This window comes from Paenibacillus sp. VMFN-D1 (assembly GCF_003386155.1).
Lineage (GTDB): Bacteria > Bacillota > Bacilli > Paenibacillales > Paenibacillaceae > Paenibacillus_AQ > Paenibacillus_AQ favisporus.
On sequence record NZ_QRDU01000001.1, the window covers coordinates 1,043,670 to 1,063,683 of the forward strand.

A 20,014-nucleotide genomic window follows, 5' to 3' on the forward strand; every position below is an offset into this window, starting at 1 on the left:
GGCTTACGGACACTAATTCCTTCAAAAGACAAAACGAAAGCCGGAGTTCTCGAGAAGAGAACTTCCGGCTTTTTCTGTTTGTTGCTGCTATAAGCGTTGTCTTCGCCAACATAAGAGGGTCATGCTAAGGGTTCAAGCTATTAGTTGACCTTAATGGCCAACCGTTTTGTTATATTCCTCGATCTTGCTCGTAATTTCCTTGGCGGCATCATCCAATGCCTGCTTGGACGTTTTCTTGTTGTTAAGCACTTCCTCGATTGCCGTTTCTGTCAGCTGACGCGCTTCGGGGAACACACCCATCACCGCGCCTTGGGTAGCGAGGCTTGGTTCGGTTTGATGCAGCTGATCTACGGCCGTCTGGAATTGCGGGTACTGCTTCATGTTGTCTTTCACGTTCTGTTCGTCATAAGCTTTGGTCGTGATCGGGAAGTAGCCGGTATTGATATGCCATTCCGCTTGAGATTTCGGCTCGGCCAGAAATTTGATGAACTCCCAGGCTGCTTTTTGTTCGGCTTCCGGCCGATTGTTCAGGATCCAGTTGCTCGCCCCGCCGACAATGACTCCGCCTTTCGTTGCGGCGTCCGGCTTCGGCAGGAAGGCGGTGCCGACTTCAAACTTGTCACCAGCAGCCTTAACGATGCTTCGCAGCGAAGCCGTGGAATCGAGCGTCATGGCGATTTGGCCGGCTGCAAATGCTTTGGACGTATCATCCGTCTTGCGACCGAGGTTCAAGAGCGACTTGTCGTCCACCATTTGCTTCCACCAATCGAGCGTCTTGACGGCCGCGTCACTGTTCAGCTGCGAGGCGGTGGCCATACTCGTTCTGCCGTTGCCGTTGTTCAGGAGCTCTGCGCCCTGATTGGCCAGCAGCTGCTCCATAAACCAGCCGTAGATCGCGAAGGAACCGCCGGCTTGTCCCTGCTTGGTCAGCTTCTTCGCCGCTTCCGCCACTTCGGCGTACGTGGCCGGCGGCTTCTCAGGGTCCAGTCCGGCTGCTTTGAACGCGTCTTTGTTGTAGTACAAAATCGGGTTGGACGTGTTAAACGGCATGGAGTACAGCTTGTCGTCAAATTTGTAATAGTTCAAAATGTTCGGTTCGAGGTTCGAAATGTCAAATTGGTCCGCATCAATGAACTGCTGTACGGGTGTAATCGCCTTGGTGTCGATCATGAAGCGGCTTCCGATCTCGTACACCTGAATCAGGGAAGGACCGCTGTCCGAGCCGAGCGAAGCTTTGAGCTTGTTCAGGCTCTCGTCGTACGTCCCCTGGTATTCTGCCTGAACGACGATATCCTTATGAGAAGCGTTAAATTCATCCACCAGCTGCTGTGCCGCTTTTCCCACATCCCCGCTCATGGAATGCCACCAGACCACCTTTACGGGACTGCTGCCGCCGGAGGCGGAAGCCGCGGCATTTGCCGTATCTTCCCCGGAAGCTTGGCCACCGCTGGATGTTCCGCATGCCGCCGTAATCAGCATCATGCAGGACAGCAGCATCATGGCGAGTGATTTCTTGCCGAATGGTTTCATCTTCAACAATCTCTCCCTTTTTGAAATCGTTAATTGATATCGGAAATTATAAGCCGGCCGGAACGCCAACCGGCTTATAACAACGATCCGGTTCTGAGTGTAAATGGACTGAATGTGCGTCGATAGACGTTTTCCTCATGCCACTAGCCTTTGAGCGCACCTGCCGTAATTCCCCGCACCAACGGCTTCAGACCGATGATCAGGAGCAGGAGGGACGGCAGCAGAAGCACCACGATGCCGGCCATGACGACGTTCCAGGCGGTGACCTCCTCAAACTGCAGCATGCCGATGCCGATCTGTACGGTCCGCATGCTTTCCTTGTTTGTAATGAGCAGAGGCCACAAATAATTGCTCCAATTCGTCAGAAAGGAATAGACGGCAAGGGTAGCCAGGGCCGGTGCCGACAAAGGCAGCACCAACCGGGAAAAGATGCGGAGATGGCCGCAGCCGTCCATTTTTGCCGCCTCGAACAGTTCTTTCGGAAGCTGCAAAAAGTACTGTCTGAGCAGGAACGTGCCGAACGCTGAAGCGATAAAGGGAACGATCAAGCCTTGATACGTATCGACCCAATGCCAGCTGCGTACGGTCAAATAATTGGGAATCATCGTGACTTCCCATGGAATCATCATCGTCGACAGAAACAGGGAGAACAGCAGCGCCTTGCCAGGAAAGCGCAAGAACGCGAAGGCATACGCCGCGAGGCTGGCCGTAATCAGCTGACCGAGCATGATGGACGTGGCGACGACGAAGCTGTTGCCGATGAACCGGGCCACCGGAATGGTCTGGAACACCTGAACGAAGTTGGCGAAATGCAGTCCCGACGGAAGCAGCCTGGGCGGGTACGCCGCCGATTCTGCGCTGCTCATAAAGGCCGACGACAGCGTGTACAGCAGCGGAAACAAAACCGCCAGAGACGCCAGGATCAGAAGAAGGTACAGCAGCGGCTGCTGGATTCTGTTAAGAGTCATTGGTAATGCACCTTCTTTTCGCCGAATTTAAACTGCAGGATCGTCAGCGCCGTGATCAAGACGAACAGGATCAGCGCCTGCGCACTGCCGCTGCCGAATCGATAGTTGATGAATGCATCCTGATAAATGTTGTACACGAGCACGTCGGTGCTGTTCATCGGGCCGCCTTTGGTCAAAATGTTGATTTGAGCAAAGGATTGGAACGCGCTGATGATCGACACGACCCCAACGAAGAAAAGGGATGGAGAGATCAGCGGCAGCGAGATCCGGAAGAACGTTCGAACCGATCCGGAGCCGTCGATCTTGGCACTTTCGTACAGGTCGTCCGGAACGCCCTGCAGGCCGCTCAGCAGCACGATGTAGTTAAAGCCGAGGTTCAGCCAGATGGTCATCATCGCGATCGAAGGCAGGGCCCACTTCGGATCGGTCAGCCATTGGATCGCCGGGATACCGAGAAAGCTGAGCCCGTAATTCAGAATGCTGAGGGTCGGGTGGTACAGAATCATCCAGATGACAGAGCCGGTTCCGACCGAGACGGCCATCGGCAGAGAAAAGATGAAACGGAAGATCTTCATGCCTCTAAGCTTCTGGTGGGACAAGGCGGCAAGCAGCAGGGCAGCCGCCGCACCGGTCGGCACGGTGAACAGGATGTATTTTACGGTGACCCACAGGCTGTTATAGAACGGGTCCGAGCTCAACACGGCCTTGAAATTGTCGATTCCGACGAATTCGGCTATCCGACCCTGCGGATCCGTCAAAAACAAGCTCAGGTAGACGGATTTACCAAGGGGGTAAAACAGGAAGATGCCGAAAACGATAAGAGAAGGAGCCAGGAAGCAATAGGCCAGCAGCCGTTCTTTCCAGCGGGAAACGCGCAGCGATTTCAGCGGGATGGCCCCGGCACGGGCGCGGGATCGGGGAGGATTGGGTAGCGTCATGTCTTTTTCCATCAGCCTGGTTCGACCTCACTTTATAAGGATGTGGACTTTCCTTACCCAGTATAGAGAGGCGTTGTTAACGGGAAGTCAGACGAATGTAAAGCTTTCCTGCGGAACGGACAACTTTGTCAAATGCTTGTAAATGAGCCGCAGGAAAGGACAAGAAGCGCAATTTTTCTGGTCACCAACTGGGCGGATGCACATACACTGTAGAGGAAAACATCGAAGCAAGGAGGATGGACCTTTGGCTGTCATCAAAACCAATTCGGAGCAGACCAGGCTGCTGGCACGGCTCATGAGAGCGGAAGCGGAATCTGAGGGAGACCTGGGCATGCTGATGGTCGGCAATGTCGGGGTGAACCGGGTACTCGGCAACTGCCTGGATTTCAACAATATCCGCAGCATTCGGGATATGGTGTTTCAAAGTCCCGGCGGGTTTGAGTCCACGCAAAAAGGGTACTTCTATCAAAGAGCAAGAGACGCCGACATCAGGCTTGCAAGGCGGTCGATTAACGGTGAAAGAACCTGGCCGGCATCCAATGCGCTGTGGTTCTTCCGTCCGACGGGAGAATGCCCGCCGACCTGGTTCAACCAGCAACAAACCGGACGTTTTAAATCCCACTGCTTCTTCAGCCCAACCGCCGCGGATTGCCCACGAGTCTATGGATAGACCTTCAAGCAGCACATGGGACATGGTTTTCCAATTTGCGATATATAAAGGAGGATGCAAAACACAATGATACCGCAACCGTTCCGACCTGTTACGTATTCTGGAGGAGGTTATCCCGGGGTCTCCGGCATGGGGCCGATGGGCCAGCACGGAATGATGGGTCCTATGGGCCAGCAGGGGATGATGGGGCAAATGGGCCAGGGGATGATGGGTCATCAGGGGATGATGGGACAGCCCGGAACTACGGGAACCGTTCCTCCGCCAGTGACCAGCGGCAGCCCGATCACACAGACCGGCGCTGTCATCCAGGCACCGCCTTCCCAGCAGTTTGAGCAGTCGTACGTTGAGAACATACTTCGCCTGAATCTGGGCAAAACGGGCACCTTTTACATGACATACGAAAACAACTCGCAGTGGAATGCAAAAATATTCACCGGCGTCATCGAGGCGGCAGGCCGTGACCACATCATCATCAGCGAACGATCGACAGGCAAACGGATTATTTTGCTGACGATCAACCTTGACTATATTACATTTGACGAGCCGCTGATCTATCAATATCCGGGTGTTATCGGCAACCCGCCGACAACCCGTTAAACCGCATTACGCCCATAAAATCCATAGCAAATGACGAAAAAGCCGTCCCTGGTGTCTGAATTGACAAGGGACGGCTCTTTTAGCCTGGCAACCGCTTGATTGCTTGAAATATCAGGCCGTCTCTGAATGATGCAGTCATACCTTGCCGTTTGACTGTGTAGTGTATAATTATATAATTAAGTATAGTGTATAAATTAAGCTAAAGATTTCGTTTATTTGAAGGGAGATGAATCCATTGGGAAGTTGACGGCCTATTCGCAGCAGTGGATAACGGTGGTTCACCATTTTAACTTACGAAGGAGGTGTACCTATTTGCCGGTCAAGGATGACGGTGAATAGGAAGCAGATTGGGAGACCCCTTACCGAGTTTGATATGGGTTTTTATACTCGTATTATTGAACGGTTTTTTTGTATCGGTTGAATTTGCCATGGTCAAGGTCCGGAGCAGCCGGGTAGAGACCTTGGTGGAAGAAGGACGACGAGGCGCGGTGTATGCCCGCAAGATCGTCAACAATTTGGATGCTTATTTGTCCGCATGCCAGCTGGGCATTACGCTCGCTTCGCTGGGGCTTGGATGGCTCGGCGAACCGGCGGTCGCGACGCTTCTCAGACCTTTGCTTCATTCGCTAGGTTTTGGCGAAGCAGCTGTACATGGCATAGCGGTCGTCATTGCATTCCTGCTTATTACGATTCTCCATATTGTGCTTGGAGAACTGGCGCCGAAGACGATGGCCATCCGCAAGGCGGAATCAGTCGTGCTCATGTCGTCGGCCATTATGATCTATTTCAACAAATTGATGTACCCATTCATTTGGGTATTGAACGGATTGGCAGGCAGCCTGCTGCGGGTGTTCCGTGTCGCCCCGGCTTCCGAGTCGGACTCGGCGCATACGGAGGAAGAAATCCGCATTCTGATGAAAGAAAGCAACAAAAACGGACTCATTGACAATACGGAAATGGCACTGGTTGATAACATATTCGAATTTGCGGAAACGACCGGACGGGAAATCATGATTCCCCGAACAGAGATGATCTGTCTGAATACTCAGCTGTCCCGGGAGGAGAATCTCGAGATCGCTTATGAAGGCATGCGGACCCGGTACCCTGTCTGTGACGGGGATAAGGACCATATCATCGGCTTCCTGCACATTAAAGACTTATTACATTCCACAACGCTTGAATACAATACTTTGATACGTCCGATCCTGACTGTGCCCGAATCCATCCAGATCAGCGCATTGCTGAAACTGATGCAGCGGGGCAAAACCCAGATCGCCATCCTGATTGACGAATATGGAGGCACATCCGGGCTGGTTACCCTGGAAGACATTATGGAAGAGATCGTCGGTGAAATTCAGGACGAATTCGACGAGGAGCGTCCGGGAATCGAGAAAATCCGCGACGACGAATATTCGATTGACGGATTGATGCTGATTGAAGAAATTAACGAACGCTTTGGTCTGGAGCTGGATACATCCGATTACGATACGATCGGCGGCTGGCTGTACTCACGCATCGAGGCGATTCCTCCGCAGCGAGGACTGTCGGCAGAACTGGACGGCCACATTTTCATAGTGGAAGAAACGGATAATAAGCGCATATCAAGGATTAAGCTCCTGAAGCCAGAGGTCATGGTCGAGGAAGCGGGCGCGTAGAGTTGTAACATATAGGGAGAAGTTCACGGGAGCAGGCCGCGGATTGGCGGGTGCTTTCTAAAGGGCACAGTGCTGCGGCGCTGTGCTCTTTATATTCACAGGTTGGGTCTTCAATTTTTCTTAGTAAATCGATAAGAAATCCTTATATTGAGTTCCATTTTGTGCTGAAAAGGCAGCATTTCTATCGAATGCCGTTTGGACTATGATACGGTGATTCGTTAAAGGAGTGGAACATCACGGAGCATTCACGTTATAATGATTACTAATTTGAGAGGGGGAACCGAGGATTGGATTACCGCATTGACATCAAATTCGAGCCCGTACATGAATTTATGAACAGCCTTCATACCTATATTTGCCGGGCATCCTACAAAAAGATCGATCTGTCCCCTTCGTGGGCAACGGCCACCAAGAAACAGCTCAAGCCGGAATTTGCCGCCATGCTGGACGAGATGCTCGTGAATGGCGACTGGTGGAGCTTTGCTTACCTGCTGGGCCTCCTCGTTCCGGAGGGCAGGGGCGTCGAGGGATTCCTGGACTGGCTGGAGAAACTGACGATTCAGGACCTGGTTCAGCTGTTTACTGCGAACGGCAATGAGTTTCCGGACGAGGATCTGGAGGTTTTCCTGGCCCGGACGCGATCGATGTTTGAACAATGGTACGAGCAGTACTTCCGGAACGTAGATCCGGCCATTCTGCAGGCGCTGGAACGGGAGAAAGAGGAGCGGCTGCAGCAGCTGACGGACGCGGACCGGGCGGATTTTGTCGACGAGACGACCAACGGCATGCTGTTCAAACCGGTGGACAGCGCGGACGAGCTGGTGCTCATTCCGCAGTACCATTTTCAACCGGTCAACATGGTGACCCATTATGGACGGAAAATTTACTGCCATTATAATTCCCGCATTTATTTGGGAGACGATGATTATATTCCGACCCATGACCTGCGGATGATCCGCAGCCTCGGCGAGAAAAGCCGGCTTAAAATTTTGCGCTTTCTGCATGGAGGACCGCGGACGTTTACGGAAATCGTCAGTCATGTCCAGCTGTCCAAAGGCATTACCCACGACCACATCTCAAAGCTGCGCACCGCCGGGTTAATCTACGCCCATTTTGAAGGGGAGAACCTGACCGAATACAGCCTGAGAAAACGCGCCATCCATCAGATGCAGGAGCGGCTGCTCGGGTACATAGAAGAAGGCTGAAGCTTCGATACCAGTTGGAACAGTAGAGCATAAGGGACCGGACCATACTACACGAAGGGGTCATTCGGCAGCAGATCGTATAGACAGATGTGAGCAGATATCATTAAAAATAGCCTGGCCGTAGATGTTACGGAACCAGGCTATTTGTACGTTAACCATTTACGGCCGGCTAAGTATATGATCTTCGGACTCTATTGCCGCTTTGAGCTCGTCCAGCAGTTGAAGCCACGTACGGACATGCCACTGCCTTGCAGCCATGCCTTGCGGCGTATTTTTCCATCCGATGTGCATCACGCTGAGGCGGGTAAGGTCCTCCAGCTGTTTGAAATTGACCTGCACCATGGTTAAATCCCCGTCCAGATTCATCGTCTCCGCAAAAATTTCAGGTCCTTTCCACTCAAACTGCAGCACCCGTGGTTTCTCATATTTGAGCAGTTTGCATCCGGTCGGTGTCTGATCATTCGGGTCAGGGTACAGCTCGTATCTGCCGCCTTCCCATGGTTCAATCCGTGCTGCAGGAGCCAGCCACGCCTTAACGCGGTCTTCTTCCGTCCAAGCCCTCCATACCAGATCCAGCTCTTTTTCAATGAATATTTCGTGTTTAATGGTCACTGTAATGAAGTCTCCTTTGGCCAGTCGTCAATGAATCTATGATTTACCTTATCCTAGCATATTTTGAAGGCCGAAGTCATGCCAAAACGGGAACAAACAGGGGACATCGCCTCAACGTTGAAACGGGCTATTTCCCTTACAGAAAACGCATATGACAAACTTTCAGAAAAAAACTTTTAGTTCTCTATTTACAGAACTCGAAATGGTTTCTATAATAACGATATCATCTACAAATATAAATCATACTTAATTCATCGGAATGGTGAGTAAAAACGGGAGGTTATGATGATGAAAAAAGGAGTGTACTTGCTAACTTCGCTGTTGATCGTCGGATCAATGCTGGTTACGGCATGCTCGAACAATAGTGATGACACGGGTTCATCCAGCGGAACGGCTCAAACGGAGCAGGGTACAAAAGATACAGCGGCTTCGTCCGATGCCGGAGGAACCTCTGCACTGACCGAGCCTTATACGGCAGCCGACTTGTCCAAACTGCCCGATGTGGCCAAGCAGCGTACGGACACGATTATCGTGGCGCTGACCGACCCAAGCGGTGCGTTCACACCTTATTTTACCCAGAGCGGTTATGACGGCAACGTCAACTCCCTGCTGTTCGGTTCGCTGGTGACGGTGGACGATAAGGGATTACCGGTTCCGGACCTTGCGGAGAAATGGGACATTTCCGAAGATCAGAAGACGATTACATATCATCTGCGGAAGGATCTGAAATTCAGCGACGGATCACCAATGACGGCTGACGACGTGGCGTTTACATGGACGATCCTGTTCGACCCGTCCTATGACGGCGATTCGATCATCCCGAGCACGATCGCGATCCAGGGAGCGCAGGATTACAAGGATGGCAAGGCGAAGAGCATTTCCGGCATCAAGGTGGTCGATCCGCAGACGATTTCCGTCACGCTGGATAAGCCGAACGCAACGGCGCTCGTCACGCTCGGCTCGAACATTTTGTCCAAGGCATACTACGGCAAGGATTATAAGTTCGGCGACCTGAGCTACATCAAAAACCTGCATCAAACGCCGGTCGGCAACGGCCCATACAAGCTGGAGAAATTCATTCCAGGCCAGGAAGTCCGTTTTGTCGCCAACGAGAACTACTATAAAGGCAAGCCGAAAACAGAGCACTTCATTTATAAAACGTCCGAAGGCGATGCCTGGCAGTACCTGGAGACCGGAGAAATTGATTACACTTCGTTCCCGGCCACAACCGAAAATATCGAGAAGCTGAAGTCCCTCGGCTTCACCAACATTTTGCCTTACACGGCCAGCAACTACGGTTACCTGCAGGTCAACCTGGAACACGAAGCACTGAAGGATAAAAAAGTACGCCAAGCGATCGCTTACGGCCTCGACCGTCAAAGCATCTACGTGGACGCGAACGAAGGCGCCGGTGCAGTAGCCAACATTCCGGCTCCACCGATCTCCTGGGCTTACACCGAAGACGGCATTAACCCGTACAAATTTGATTCGGAAAAAGCCAAGCAGCTGCTTGATGAAGCCGGCTGGAAAGTGGGCGCAGGCGGCATCCGCGAGAAAGACGGCAAGAAGCTGACGATCCACTACCTGGGCTCGAAGAGCAAGCAGACGGATATCTTTATTCCGGTAGCTAAAGAGAACTTCCAGGCGATCGGCGTCGACTTCCAGCCGGAAGTGTTCGCCGACTTCAACTCCCTCGTGTCCAAGGTGGAGAGCGGGGATTACGATCTCGTATCCTTCTCGACTCCGCTGCTGCAGGATCCGTCGGACGGCGTCATGCAGTTTATCGACGGCGAGATCAAAGCCTACGACAATCCGAAGGTCAAAGAGCTCTATGACAAAGCGCTCGCGACTTCCGACATCGAAGAGCGCAAAGCCATCTACAAAGAGCTGTTCCAGCTCTTGAACGACGAGCTGCCGGTCATCTTCACGAACTACAAGAAGACGGTGTACGGTTACAACGGCCGCATCGAGAACCTGAAGGTCAGCCCGTTCGTCGGACTTGCCAACAGCTTGCCTGACTGGTCGCTGAAGCCGGTACAATAATCAGAAGGACCCACAATGGAGTCCCCCGACCGCGAAGCAGCCGCTTCTGCGGCGGGGGACCATGTAATTAGGAGGCGAATGATGGGCACTTATTTGACGAAGCGTATCATTTACATGATCGTCATCCTGTTTGCGGCATCCTTTTTGATCTTCAGCCTCTACGCGCTGACTCCGGGGGATTTCATCAGCAGCAACATCAAGCTGAGCCCGGAACGTAAAGCGGAGTTAAGGGAGATTTACGGACTGAGCAAGCCGCTGCTGGAACGGTATGGCATATGGATGAACAACGTATTTCACGGAGATTTCGGTTTCTCGCTGGCGCAACAGCAGCCGGTGCTGAAGCTGTTTAACCAGTATATTTGGAACTCCTTCCTGCTGGCAGTCGTATCCACGTTTTTGACCTGGGTTATCGCCGTGATCATCGGGGTTGTTTCCGCTTATAAGCAGTATTCGTGGTTCGATACGATCGTGATGGTGGCCATTTTTGCCGCCATGTCGATCCCTTCCTTCTTCATAGGCCTGTTCCTGATCAAGATTCTGGCCGTCGACCTGAAATGGCTGCCGCCGGGCGGGATGTTAACGACGGGAAGTAACGCGACTGGCTGGGCTTATATTAAGGAAGTCATCCATCATATGACGCTGCCTGTCATCGTCATGACGCTGCTCGGCGTCGGCTCGCTGACGCGCTATTTCCGCAGCAATATGATTGACGTCATCAAGCAGGATTATATCCGCACGGCCCGGGCGAAAGGGCTGAAAGAGGACAAAGTTTTGTTCCGGCACGCTCTGCGCAATGCGCTGCTGCCGGCCATCACCTTGGTTGGCTTTGAACTGCCGGCATTGTTCGGCGGATCGATTATTATCGAAAAAATCTTTAACTGGCCGGGAATCGGTCAGCTGTACATGCAGTCCTTCAGCCTGCGGGACTATCCGCTGCTCATGGGCTTCACGATGCTGCTGGCGATTCTGACGGTCATCGGCACGCTGCTGTCGGATGTGCTCTATCACATCGCCGATCCGCGCGTGCGGCTGCATTAGGGAGGGGATACGCTTATGGCCATTAACAGTACACCAATGACCGATGCCGATCCGGCTCCAACAACGACGCCGAAGTCTTCCTCCTTATTTAAACAGTCGATGCGGAGGCTGCTGCATAACAAGCTGGCGATTTTTGGACTTGTCGTCGTGGTCATCATGTTTATCGCTTGCTTCTTGGGGCCCGTATTTTCGCCTTATGCTGATAACAAGATTCATATGAATGTGATGAACAAAGCGCCAAGCATGAAGCACTGGCTCGGTACCGATGCCCTCGGGCGTGACGTGCTTACGCGGGTGCTTCAAGCCGGCCGCATTTCCTTGACGGTAGGTCTGGCTTCGATGTTCCTGTCCGTGTTTATCGGTGCGCTGCTCGGCGCGATCGCCGGCTACTACCGGGGAATCGTCGACCAAATCATTATGCGGATTGCCGATTTGCTCCTGACCATTCCGGGACTGCCGCTGCTGTTTATTTTCGGCGCGCTGCTGTCGGAATGGAAGGTGCCGACGAATTACCGCATGTATATCGTCATGCTGATGCTCGGCCTCGTCAACTGGCCGGGGCTCGCCCGGATGGTCCGGGGGCAGATGCTCAGCCTGCGCGAGCGCGAATTCATGCAGGCTGCCGTGGTGCTCGGTCTGCGCGACCGACGCAAGCTGTTCAACCACCTGCTGCCGAATATCGTTCCGCTCCTGATCGTCATTGCGACGCTCAATATTGGCGGATCGATCCTCAGCGAGTCGGTGCTGAGCTTCTTCGGCCTCGGCGTCATGCCGCCGACACCGACTTGGGGAAATATGATCGACGCGGCGAACAATTTGATCGATTTTCAGGAGCATCCATGGCTGTGGATTCCTCCAGGATTCTCTATTTTTATCACGGTAATTGCCATTAACATATTTGGAGACGGACTCCGGGATGTGCTGGATCCCAAACAGAAGAGGTAGGTGAACAGCGTTCTATGAAAGATCTCATTAAAATCGACCATCTGCGCACGCATTTCTTCAGCGACAAAAACGTGATCAAAGCCGTAAATGACGTCAGCCTGCGCGTCCGTGAAGGCGAAACGGTATGTGTCGTCGGCGAGTCGGGCTGCGGTAAAAGCGTTACCGCCATGTCCATCATGGGTCTGATTGAGGAACCGGGAGGTAAAGTGGTTGGCGGAAGCATTGAGTTTGACGGCCGGGACCTGCTGAAGCTCAGCAAAAACGAGCTGCGTACGATCCGCGGGAATGACATCTCCATGATCTTTCAGGAGCCGATGTCTTCGCTGAACCCGGTTCTGAAAATTGGGCAGCAGATTATGGAGCCGCTTATGGTGCACCAGAAGCTGAGCAAGAAGGAGGCCCGCGCCCGTGCGATCGAACTGATCGAGCAGGTGGGGATCTCGCGGGCGGAGCAAATCGCCGATTCCTATCCGCATGAATTGAGCGGCGGTATGCTGCAGCGGATTATGATCGCGATTGCGATCTCCTGCGGTCCGAAGCTGCTGATTGCCGATGAGCCGACGACGGCGCTGGACGTTACGATCCAGGCTCAAATTCTGGATATGCTGCGCGAATTTAAAAAGAAGTCGAACATGTCGATGATGCTGATCACCCATGATCTGGGCGTCGTAGCCGAAATGGCGGATTACGTCGTTGTCATGTACGCCGGTAAAGTCGTGGAAGAAGGCGAAGTGGTGAAGCTGTTCGAGTCGCCGAAGCATCCGTATACGCAGGGGCTGCTTAAGTCCAAGCCGATCATTAATCAGCGGCAGGATGAGCTGTATTCGATCCCGGGGCAGGTGCCGAATCCGCTGGATCTGACCGAATCGTGCTATTTCCATGACCGCTGCGCGCACTGCATGGACATTTGCAGAACGAAACAGCCGGCGCTTAAGGAAGTTGCGGATCAGCAAAAAGCCGCTTGCTGGCTGTATGAGGAGGCGGTTGTTCATGTCTGATGCATTGCTTGAAATCAGCCATTTGAAAAAATATTTTCCGATCCAGAAAGGTCTACTGAATCGCACTGTCGGTCACGTGAAGGCCGTTGACGATATCAGCATCACGATCCGGCCGGGCGAAACGTTCGGGCTGGTCGGCGAGTCCGGAAGCGGCAAAAGCACGGTTGGCCGCACGGCCATACGCCTGATCGAGAAGACGTCAGGGGAGGTCAAGTTTAAAGGCATCAATATTTATGACCTTCCTCCCGAGGAGCTGCGCAAGCTCCGGCCAAGCATGCAGCTGATTTTTCAGGATCCGTACAGTTCCCTGAACCCGCGGATCCGCGTCGGAGACGCCATCGGCGAAGCGCTGCTCGATCACGGCCTGGTACCAAAAGCGGAGATTCGCGACCGGGTGCTGGAAGTGCTTCAATCCTGCGGATTGTCCTCTTATCATATTGACCGGTTCCCGCATGAATTTTCGGGCGGTCAGCGGCAGCGGATCGGCATAGCCCGGGCACTGGTTCTTAATCCGGATCTCATTATTGCCGATGAGCCCGTCTCGGCGCTGGATGTATCCATCCAGGCGCAGATCATCAACCTGTTCCGCAAGCTGCAGGAAACGCGCGGACTTGCGTACTTGTTCATTTCCCACGACCTCAGCGTCGTGGAACATCTATGCACGCGTATCGGCGTTATGTACCTGGGCTCCATGGTCGAAACGGCGACCCGGGATGAGCTGTTTAAAAATCCGCTGCATCCGTATACGAAGGCGCTGCTGTCAGCCGTGCCGGTTCCGATTCCGAAGCTGAAGCGGGAGCGTATCGTGCTCAAGGGCGACATTCCGAGCCCTTCCAATCCGCCTTCGGGCTGCAAGTTCCATACGCGCTGCCCGTTTGCGGTGGCCCGCTGTAAAGAAGAAGTGCCGGAGTTCCGCGATGCGGGCGGCGGTCACTTCGTTGCCTGTCACCTAGTGTAACTGCCCCTTGTTAGGGGAAGGGAAACCCCCGTTTCGATCGAAACGGGGGTTTTTTAGTGCTTTTAATGAAAATGTGAGAAAAAGCAAAGAAAATGATGAAAAAATGATGAAACCTCTGAAAGGAGGCCGCCGTTAATAGTAGTGAAATTCAATATTTCCTAAAGGAAAGGTGAGAGTCATGACGAAGAAATGGATCAACCACAAACTGCCAGCCATTATTGCCGCCACTACCGTACTCAGTATGCTTCTCGCGACCGGGGCGGGTGCCGAACCAGCCGGATCCGATGATGCGGACATTTCCGCAGCCGCCGTAAAAGAACCGGGAGCCTTAACCACTCCTCCGCCTCCTGAACACTTCATCACGAGCTTCGCGTCTTTCACATACTTGAACAACTGCTATGCGTCAGCCTCGCTCGTCAATAGCACAACCGTGGCTTTAAAGGCCAGCACTTACGCCAAACAGAGCGTTGACAAGATTGGTCTCGATCTAACCCTGCAGCGCTGGACCGGATCCGCATGGGTCGATATGGAAACGAGACGGTACCTGGACACTGGAAACAGCACGATATCCGGGGATTACAACGGTACGGTGATCACGGGATATTATTACCGCGCCAAAGCCTACCATACCGTATATCAAGGATCTGCTTTCGAACAGACCACCACGTATTCCCCTCAAGTGTTGGCCAAATAGGATAATAAATAAAAGTGACCGCCTGCGGGCGGTCACTTTCTGGTCACGCTGAATAGGGGGATGCCAACAAATCATTCATTAGGGAAGCGGCTCAACCAGGTTGAGAATTTCCTCTTTACTCGCCGTGCTTATGATGTATAGCTGCACTTTATTATATTTCATGATCAGCGAATTCATGTTGCTTTCGGTATAATAGGCTTCATAGCCGTTCTTGAGCTTGATCTTGACAGGTTCTCCGTTCGTGAAATAACCTGTGCTGGAATTCGGGAGAATCCGGCTCACGGTAATGAACAGATTATCGTCTTCCTTTGGCCCGGTATAAAGCATAGTAATTTCGTTATATTTCTTTGTTTCGAGATCTTTTGCTATGACGGTGGATTGCTTGAAATGATAACGCTCCGGAATTCGGCCGCTAAAATCCGGAATGGTAAAGCTCAATTCTTTCTGCACTTCACTGAGCGGGCGCGTTGTTGGGACACCCTGTTCCGAAGAAATGATTTTCCCATCCCATGGCGGCGGGTCCGTCTCCCCGTCCATATAATTTGGCGGGGGAGGGGTTTTCGCGATCCCTCCCGTATCAGACTGATCGTCTTGGAGAAAAGCCACATTCTTAACGCCGTCTCCCCAGTCAACAATGGAGTCGATCAGCGGAGAAATGGCCTTCGTCACGGCTGTGGAGCTGAAAATGACCGCTCCGGCCACAAAAGATGCGGCCACCACACCGCCAAGCTGCAGGTGCCGATTACGTCTGCGGGAACGGTTCACTTCATTAAGCCGGGCCCGAACCTTGTTCCAAGATGCCTTCTTGCTATCTTCGGACGTCAAGGAAGTTGAAGAGGCTGCCTTCTCGAAGGCGGAATCAAACCATTCTTCAAATTTTTCGCTTTTCATCCTTTACCCCCCATTCCTTAAAGAGCATTTTCTTGATACTTTCGCGTGCCCGGTACAGACGTTGTTTGACGGCATCCTCGGTAACTTCAAGCAGATCGGCGATTTCCCGGTACGACAGGCCCTTGCGCCAGCGATACTCGACCAGAACCCGGTATTCCGGTTTCAATTCCCTTAAATACTGAATAATCGATTCTTCCATGAACTTCGTTTCTACCGTATTTTCGATCGACACCGTCGGCTGTGCAATCTCTTCTTTATACATAAAGACACCTTCGACATCGACTTGGTTACGGTACTTTTTATTTTTTCGTAAATAATTTATGGTCGTGTTGCGCGTCACGACTTTGAGCCAGGCTTTCAGCTTGGCTTCATTTTCAAACACGGGTTTGCTTTTGACGATCTTAATGAAAGCATCCTGGATAATATCTTCCACCACGGAATGGTTTTTCACGATATACATGATCATGCCGTAGGCATAATCATAGTACTCATAATAGATTTCTTCCTGTAAATCCCGGCTGAGATCGTTGTAATCCGTAGACACAAGAAGCCGGATCATGTTCGGCATGGTTTTCCCCTCTTTCCCATTCGCCCGTCTCTCGTCTGTTTTATCTCATCTTTCCCATTTTACATGATATGTCCAGTTTAGCCTATTCTTTCATGTGAAACGGATACGGAAGAGACAGGGTGAATCAGGCTTAAATAGACGCATTTTCTTCCGAAAAAGACGCTAGATCGGGAAATACCAATACAGGGTGATCCAAAAACGGCGGTGAACGATTTTACAAAGATGGCTGTGGACAGGTAAGATTCAGCACATATCAACAATGTGCAGAAGGGGCTTGAGCCATGGGGGATTACAGACGCAAATCGCCGGAAGAAATTCTCGAAGAAATCCATAGACTGCGGCGGGGGAGGCTCAAAATCATCATCGGGGCGGTGACCGGTTCCGGGAAAACCTATCATATGCTCCGCGAGGGTCAAACCCTGAAATCCCAGGGGATTGACGTCGTCATATGCGCGGTGTCCACACTGCAGCGTACGGAAACGAAAAGGCAGCTCGCAGACCTGGAAAGGGTGCCCAGCATCCACTGGAATGAAGGAGAAACGGAATACAAGGATCTGAATCTGCCGGGCATTGTAAGCCGAAATCCCGAAGTTGTGCTTGTGGACGGATTAGCTCATCGAAACCGCAAGCACGCCGAGCATCGAACCCGGCTGGAAGATATCCAGTTTCTGCTGAATCACGGCATCAGCGTCATCACAACCGTCAATGTGTATGAAATTGAAGGCATTCATGAACTTGCCCGCAAATGGACCGGGGTAGAGGTCAGGGAAACCGTTCCGCTAACGACTCTGGGTATGGCCGACGAGGTTCGGCTGATCGACGTTTCTCCGGAAACGCTCATCTCCCGGTTGAACGAAGGCCATCTGCGGAGCGTCCGGGACGGGGCGTCCTTTTCCCGCAAGGATTTGGCCCTCCTTCGGGAGCTTGCGCTGCGCTTGATGGCCGACGATGTGAATCAGTCGCTGGAGAAGTTCCGCGAGCACGAGGGCATCAGCGGTCCCTCCGGTGCCTCGGAGCGTATCCTGGTGGCGGCGCAATACCATTGGAACGGTTCGATCTATGTACGGCGCGGACAGCAAATCGCAAAGCGCCTGAACGGCGAACTGCTCGTCGTTGTCTTTACGCGACCCAAGCAGTCACTGTCGCGCGAGCAAGAGGCATTTAAGCGTTCTTTGCACAAAATGGCGGACAAGACGGACGCCAAGCTGGAGGAGCTGTCTTTGTCGGCTCCAAGACGGTTTGCCAAGTCGCTGATCCGGTATGCTTTTGATAAAAAAGTGACCCGGATCGTGCTGGGGCATTCCCGGAAAAGCACCTGGCAGGAGCTGTGGCAGGGTTCGGTGACGAACGGCATTCTGAAGCATGCGCATGGCATCGACGTGTTCTGGGTGGCCGACCGCACGGCGCAAGGGGAACCGCGGATTCTGCCGGCCCGCCGAACGCAAAACAAGCAGGGGAAGGGGTATCACCGGCTCAGCCGCGAGGAAATGAACGAGAAAGTGAAGCAGATCGAGCGCGGCCGATTCAAAATTTATATCGGCGCGGCCCCCGGCGTGGGCAAAACGTACACCATGCTTCGCGAGGGGAATGACATCTTGGCGAAGGGAACGGATGTGGTTATCGGGTGGCTCGAGACGCATGGGCGCGCGGAGACGGCGGCGCAGGTCAGCAGTTTGCCTGTTATCCCACCAAAGGAGATTTCCTATAAAGGCGCTACGCTGTACGAAATGGATACAGAGGAGCTGCTGGCAAGAAGTCCGGAGCTCGTGCTCGTCGATGAGCTGCCTCATACCAACATGCCAGGCAGCCGTTTCCGCAAACGGTATGAAGATATTTTGCTTCTGCTGGAGAACGGGATTTCGGTCATAACAACCTTGAATGTTCAGCATTTGGAGAGCCTCAACGATGCCGTCGAGCGCATCGCCGGCATCCGGGTCTCCGAGACGGTTCCGGACACGCTGCTGTCAATGGCCGATGAGGTGGAGCTGATTGACGTTACGCCGCAATCGCTGCAGGAGCGGATGAGGGAAGGGAAAATTTATGCGGCGGACAAGGTCGATCAGGCGCTGGGTTCCTTTTTCCGAACGGGGAACCTGATTGCGCTAAGGGAGCTGGCCCTCCGGGAACTGGCCGACGATGTGGACGAGCGGCTGGAGTCCTGGCAGCGGAATATGTCCCTTCGCGGACCATGGAGAAAGGAGGAGGTGATCTTTGTATGCATCCTCCCCGGGACCTCTGCCGAGCGCCTCATCCGGCGCGGATTCCGCATCGCATATCGCCTCAAGGCCGCGCTTCATGTGACTTGCGTCCGCATGGAAGGCCGGGATTGCGACCTGGGGCGATGGCAGAGGCTGACCGAAAGCCTGCAGGGGCATTTCGGCATTCTTGAAACAGACGGGTGGAAAGGACTGCCGGCCAAAGTGCTGGGGCAGGCCGAACAAATTCATGCAACCCAGATGATTCTAGGACGCTCAGAAGAAGGAATCATGACTAGATATGCACGCCGAAGAATGCTGAAACGGCTGATTCATGGGGCAAGCCGGATCGATGTGCTTCTCGTATAATGCCACAAATGGTATATTAGAAGAACATTCCTTTTAATCATGAACAGGAGGAGAACAAGTTGACACAATTTGCGGCATTTGAAGGCGATTTTAATGGGGAAAAGGCGATCTGGCTGAAGCATGGGAAATACGAAGCGGCGGTGCTGCCGGAGATCGGCGCCAATCTGATTTTATTCCGGGATACCGAGCAAAACTTCAAGTTTTTGCGGGAACCCGAAGCCGGTGAAATGGAAGATTTCAAGGCGAATCCGGGTGTTTACGGCATTCCGGTACTGTTTCCGCCCAACCGTTACGATGGCGGCAAATTCGAATGGGAGGGCAAAGTCTACCAGTTCCCAATCAATGAAGAAGCCACGGGCAACCAGCTGCACGGATACATGCATACGATCCCATGGACCGTGGATTACATAACCAGCGACGCTTATGAAAGCGCAGTCGTAGTGTCCCAGCGCGTAGGAGAAGGGCATCTGTATAAAAAGTATCTGCCTTTTGATTTCACGATTACGCTGCGATACTCCCTGAACCGGGAAGGGCTGCGGCAGCAGGTCACGATCACCAATGACGGCAAGGAAAAAATGCCTGTACTGCTGGCGTTCCATACGGCGGTCAATGCCCCGTTCGTGCCGGGAAGCGAAGCGAAGGATTACCGGGTTAAAATTACGATCGGCCAGCGGCGTGAGCTGGATGACCGGATGCTGCCGACAGGCGCTTTCCAGCCGCTGTCTCCGGAAGAAGAGCAGCTCAAAGGAGAAGGCGTGTTCCCTTACTTCACCGAAATGGACTTCCATTATACGGCTGAACCGCAGGACGGACGCAACCGGATGGAGCTCACGGATACACGCACTGGGGACGTGCTGATTTACGACGTAGGTACCGGCTATAAGCACTGGATGGTTTGGAACCAGTTCGCCGGCGGCAAATTTTTCTGCCCTGAGCCTCAGATCAACCTCGTCAACGCTCCGAATATCAAGAACATTCCCGCAGAGGAAATGGGACTGTTCGGCTTGACCCCAGGCGAGAAGTGGGAAGAGACGAGCTTTCTGTATGCGCTCAAAAGAAATTAAGCATCGCGGCCGGGCTTCCTGATCCGCTCTTGAATACGACCAAACGCCGTGTCCCTGCTGCAGTGAGGGATACGGC

At 52.9% G+C, this 20,014-nt stretch carries 18 protein-coding genes; 12 read left to right on the plus strand and 6 right to left on the minus strand.

Features of this window, described 5'->3' with window-relative positions:
- Positions 1–150: 150 nt before the first annotated feature.
- The 3 genes from C7820_RS04925 to C7820_RS04935 all read right to left on the minus strand — a co-directional run bounded on the left by C7820_RS04925 (position 151) and on the right by C7820_RS04935 (position 3,448).
- Complete coding sequence (locus tag C7820_RS04925) at positions 151–1,530, minus strand: ABC transporter substrate-binding protein (protein WP_116229989.1); 1,380 nt, start codon at positions 1,528–1,530, stop codon at positions 151–153.
- 143 nt (positions 1,531–1,673) lie between these two features.
- On the minus strand, positions 1,674–2,498 hold the full coding sequence (locus C7820_RS04930) for a carbohydrate ABC transporter permease (protein WP_116229990.1): 825 nt from the start codon (positions 2,496–2,498) through the stop codon (positions 1,674–1,676).
- The gene (locus C7820_RS04935; RefSeq protein WP_116229991.1) at positions 2,495–3,448 is read right to left on the minus strand and encodes a carbohydrate ABC transporter permease; all 954 of its coding nucleotides are present in this window, start codon (positions 3,446–3,448) and stop codon (positions 2,495–2,497) included. The genes C7820_RS04930 and C7820_RS04935 overlap by 4 nt, the downstream gene beginning before the upstream one ends.
- Before the next feature lie 232 nt (positions 3,449–3,680).
- Here C7820_RS04935 and C7820_RS04940 point away from each other — a divergent pair, with 232 nt between their 5' ends.
- From C7820_RS04940 to C7820_RS04955, 4 genes are all read left to right on the plus strand, one after another.
- Positions 3,681–4,106, plus strand: a complete 426-nt coding sequence (locus C7820_RS04940) for a cell wall hydrolase (RefSeq protein WP_076171610.1) — start codon at positions 3,681–3,683, stop codon at positions 4,104–4,106.
- Between the two features lie 66 nt (positions 4,107–4,172).
- The gene (gene gerQ, locus C7820_RS04945) at positions 4,173–4,703 is read left to right on the plus strand and encodes a spore coat protein GerQ (RefSeq protein ID WP_240913155.1); all 531 of its coding nucleotides are present in this window, start codon (positions 4,173–4,175) and stop codon (positions 4,701–4,703) included.
- A gap of 347 nt (positions 4,704–5,050) precedes the next feature.
- Positions 5,051–6,358: a hemolysin family protein gene (locus C7820_RS04950; protein ID WP_076171613.1), complete on the plus strand. Its 1,308-nt coding sequence runs from the start codon at positions 5,051–5,053 to the stop codon at positions 6,356–6,358.
- A 287-nt stretch (positions 6,359–6,645) separates the two neighbouring features.
- Positions 6,646–7,563 (plus strand): ArsR/SmtB family transcription factor, encoded by a 918-nt coding sequence (locus tag C7820_RS04955; protein WP_258875119.1) that lies wholly within the window; start codon positions 6,646–6,648, stop codon positions 7,561–7,563.
- A gap of 159 nt (positions 7,564–7,722) precedes the next feature.
- Here C7820_RS04955 and C7820_RS04960 read toward each other — a convergent pair whose 3' ends face one another.
- The gene (locus tag C7820_RS04960) at positions 7,723–8,175 is read right to left on the minus strand and encodes an SRPBCC family protein (protein ID WP_116229993.1); all 453 of its coding nucleotides are present in this window, start codon (positions 8,173–8,175) and stop codon (positions 7,723–7,725) included.
- A gap of 288 nt (positions 8,176–8,463) precedes the next feature.
- On the opposite strand from C7820_RS04960, the gene C7820_RS04965 reads away from it, so the two are divergent.
- The 6 genes from C7820_RS04965 (at position 8,464) to C7820_RS04990 (ending at position 14,851) form a co-directional block, all read left to right on the plus strand.
- Positions 8,464–10,218: an ABC transporter substrate-binding protein gene (locus tag C7820_RS04965; protein ID WP_116229994.1), complete on the plus strand. Its 1,755-nt coding sequence runs from the start codon at positions 8,464–8,466 to the stop codon at positions 10,216–10,218.
- Positions 10,219–10,299: 81 nt separating this feature from the next.
- Positions 10,300–11,256 carry an ABC transporter permease gene (locus C7820_RS04970; RefSeq protein ID WP_076171622.1) on the plus strand — a complete coding sequence of 319 codons (957 nt, stop codon included), beginning with the start codon at positions 10,300–10,302 and terminating at the stop codon, positions 11,254–11,256.
- A 15-nt stretch (positions 11,257–11,271) separates the two neighbouring features.
- Complete coding sequence (gene opp4C / locus C7820_RS04975; protein ID WP_116229995.1) at positions 11,272–12,201, plus strand: oligopeptide ABC transporter permease; 930 nt, start codon at positions 11,272–11,274, stop codon at positions 12,199–12,201.
- Between the two features lie 14 nt (positions 12,202–12,215).
- Complete coding sequence (locus C7820_RS04980) at positions 12,216–13,199, plus strand: ABC transporter ATP-binding protein (RefSeq protein WP_076171628.1); 984 nt, start codon at positions 12,216–12,218, stop codon at positions 13,197–13,199.
- A complete protein-coding gene (locus C7820_RS04985; protein ID WP_076171631.1) occupies positions 13,192–14,157 on the plus strand; it encodes an ABC transporter ATP-binding protein in 966 nt (321 codons plus the stop codon). The genes C7820_RS04980 and C7820_RS04985 overlap by 8 nt, the downstream gene beginning before the upstream one ends.
- A 178-nt stretch (positions 14,158–14,335) precedes the next feature.
- Positions 14,336–14,851: a hypothetical protein gene (locus C7820_RS04990; RefSeq protein WP_116229996.1), complete on the plus strand. Its 516-nt coding sequence runs from the start codon at positions 14,336–14,338 to the stop codon at positions 14,849–14,851.
- A gap of 78 nt (positions 14,852–14,929) precedes the next feature.
- Here the strand turns inward: C7820_RS04990 and C7820_RS04995 are convergent, their stop codons facing one another.
- The gene (locus C7820_RS04995) at positions 14,930–15,742 is read right to left on the minus strand and encodes a DUF4367 domain-containing protein (protein ID WP_116229997.1); all 813 of its coding nucleotides are present in this window, start codon (positions 15,740–15,742) and stop codon (positions 14,930–14,932) included.
- Entirely contained in the window at positions 15,723–16,310 is a 588-nt protein-coding gene (locus C7820_RS05000; RefSeq protein ID WP_116229998.1) for an RNA polymerase sigma factor, read from the minus strand. The genes C7820_RS04995 and C7820_RS05000 overlap by 20 nt, the downstream gene beginning before the upstream one ends.
- 281 nt (positions 16,311–16,591) lie before the next feature.
- On the opposite strand from C7820_RS05000, the gene C7820_RS05005 reads away from it, so the two are divergent.
- Together C7820_RS05005 and C7820_RS05010 are read left to right on the plus strand one after the other, a co-directional pair.
- Positions 16,592–18,874 (plus strand): histidine kinase, encoded by a 2,283-nt coding sequence (locus C7820_RS05005; RefSeq protein ID WP_116229999.1) that lies wholly within the window; start codon positions 16,592–16,594, stop codon positions 18,872–18,874.
- A gap of 59 nt (positions 18,875–18,933) precedes the next feature.
- On the plus strand, positions 18,934–19,938 hold the full coding sequence (locus C7820_RS05010; protein ID WP_116230000.1) for an aldose 1-epimerase: 1,005 nt from the start codon (positions 18,934–18,936) through the stop codon (positions 19,936–19,938).
- Positions 19,939–20,014 lie beyond the last annotated feature (76 nt).

What these genes read in the sequence shown, in the direction of transcription:
- C7820_RS04965 (WP_116229994.1), top strand. Translation starts at nt 8,464, where the DNA reads ATGAAAAAAGGAGTGTACTTGCTAACTTCGCTGTTGATCGTCGGATCA.
- C7820_RS04930 (WP_116229990.1), bottom strand. Translation starts at nt 2,498, where the DNA reads ATGACTCTTAACAGAATCCAGCAGCCGCTGCTGTACCTTCTTCTGATC.
- opp4C (WP_116229995.1), top strand. Translation starts at nt 11,272, where the DNA reads ATGGCCATTAACAGTACACCAATGACCGATGCCGATCCGGCTCCAACA.
- C7820_RS04985 (WP_076171631.1), top strand. Translation starts at nt 13,192, where the DNA reads ATGTCTGATGCATTGCTTGAAATCAGCCATTTGAAAAAATATTTTCCG.
- C7820_RS04995 (WP_116229997.1), bottom strand. Translation starts at nt 15,742, where the DNA reads ATGAAAAGCGAAAAATTTGAAGAATGGTTTGATTCCGCCTTCGAGAAG.
- C7820_RS05005 (WP_116229999.1), top strand. Translation starts at nt 16,592, where the DNA reads ATGGGGGATTACAGACGCAAATCGCCGGAAGAAATTCTCGAAGAAATC.
- C7820_RS05000 (WP_116229998.1), bottom strand. Translation starts at nt 16,310, where the DNA reads ATGCCGAACATGATCCGGCTTCTTGTGTCTACGGATTACAACGATCTC.
- C7820_RS04990 (WP_116229996.1), top strand. Translation starts at nt 14,336, where the DNA reads ATGACGAAGAAATGGATCAACCACAAACTGCCAGCCATTATTGCCGCC.
- gerQ (WP_240913155.1), top strand. Translation starts at nt 4,173, where the DNA reads ATGATACCGCAACCGTTCCGACCTGTTACGTATTCTGGAGGAGGTTAT.
- C7820_RS04980 (WP_076171628.1), top strand. Translation starts at nt 12,216, where the DNA reads ATGAAAGATCTCATTAAAATCGACCATCTGCGCACGCATTTCTTCAGC.
- C7820_RS04935 (WP_116229991.1), bottom strand. Translation starts at nt 3,448, where the DNA reads ATGGAAAAAGACATGACGCTACCCAATCCTCCCCGATCCCGCGCCCGT.
- C7820_RS04925 (WP_116229989.1), bottom strand. Translation starts at nt 1,530, where the DNA reads ATGAAACCATTCGGCAAGAAATCACTCGCCATGATGCTGCTGTCCTGC.
- C7820_RS04970 (WP_076171622.1), top strand. Translation starts at nt 10,300, where the DNA reads ATGGGCACTTATTTGACGAAGCGTATCATTTACATGATCGTCATCCTG.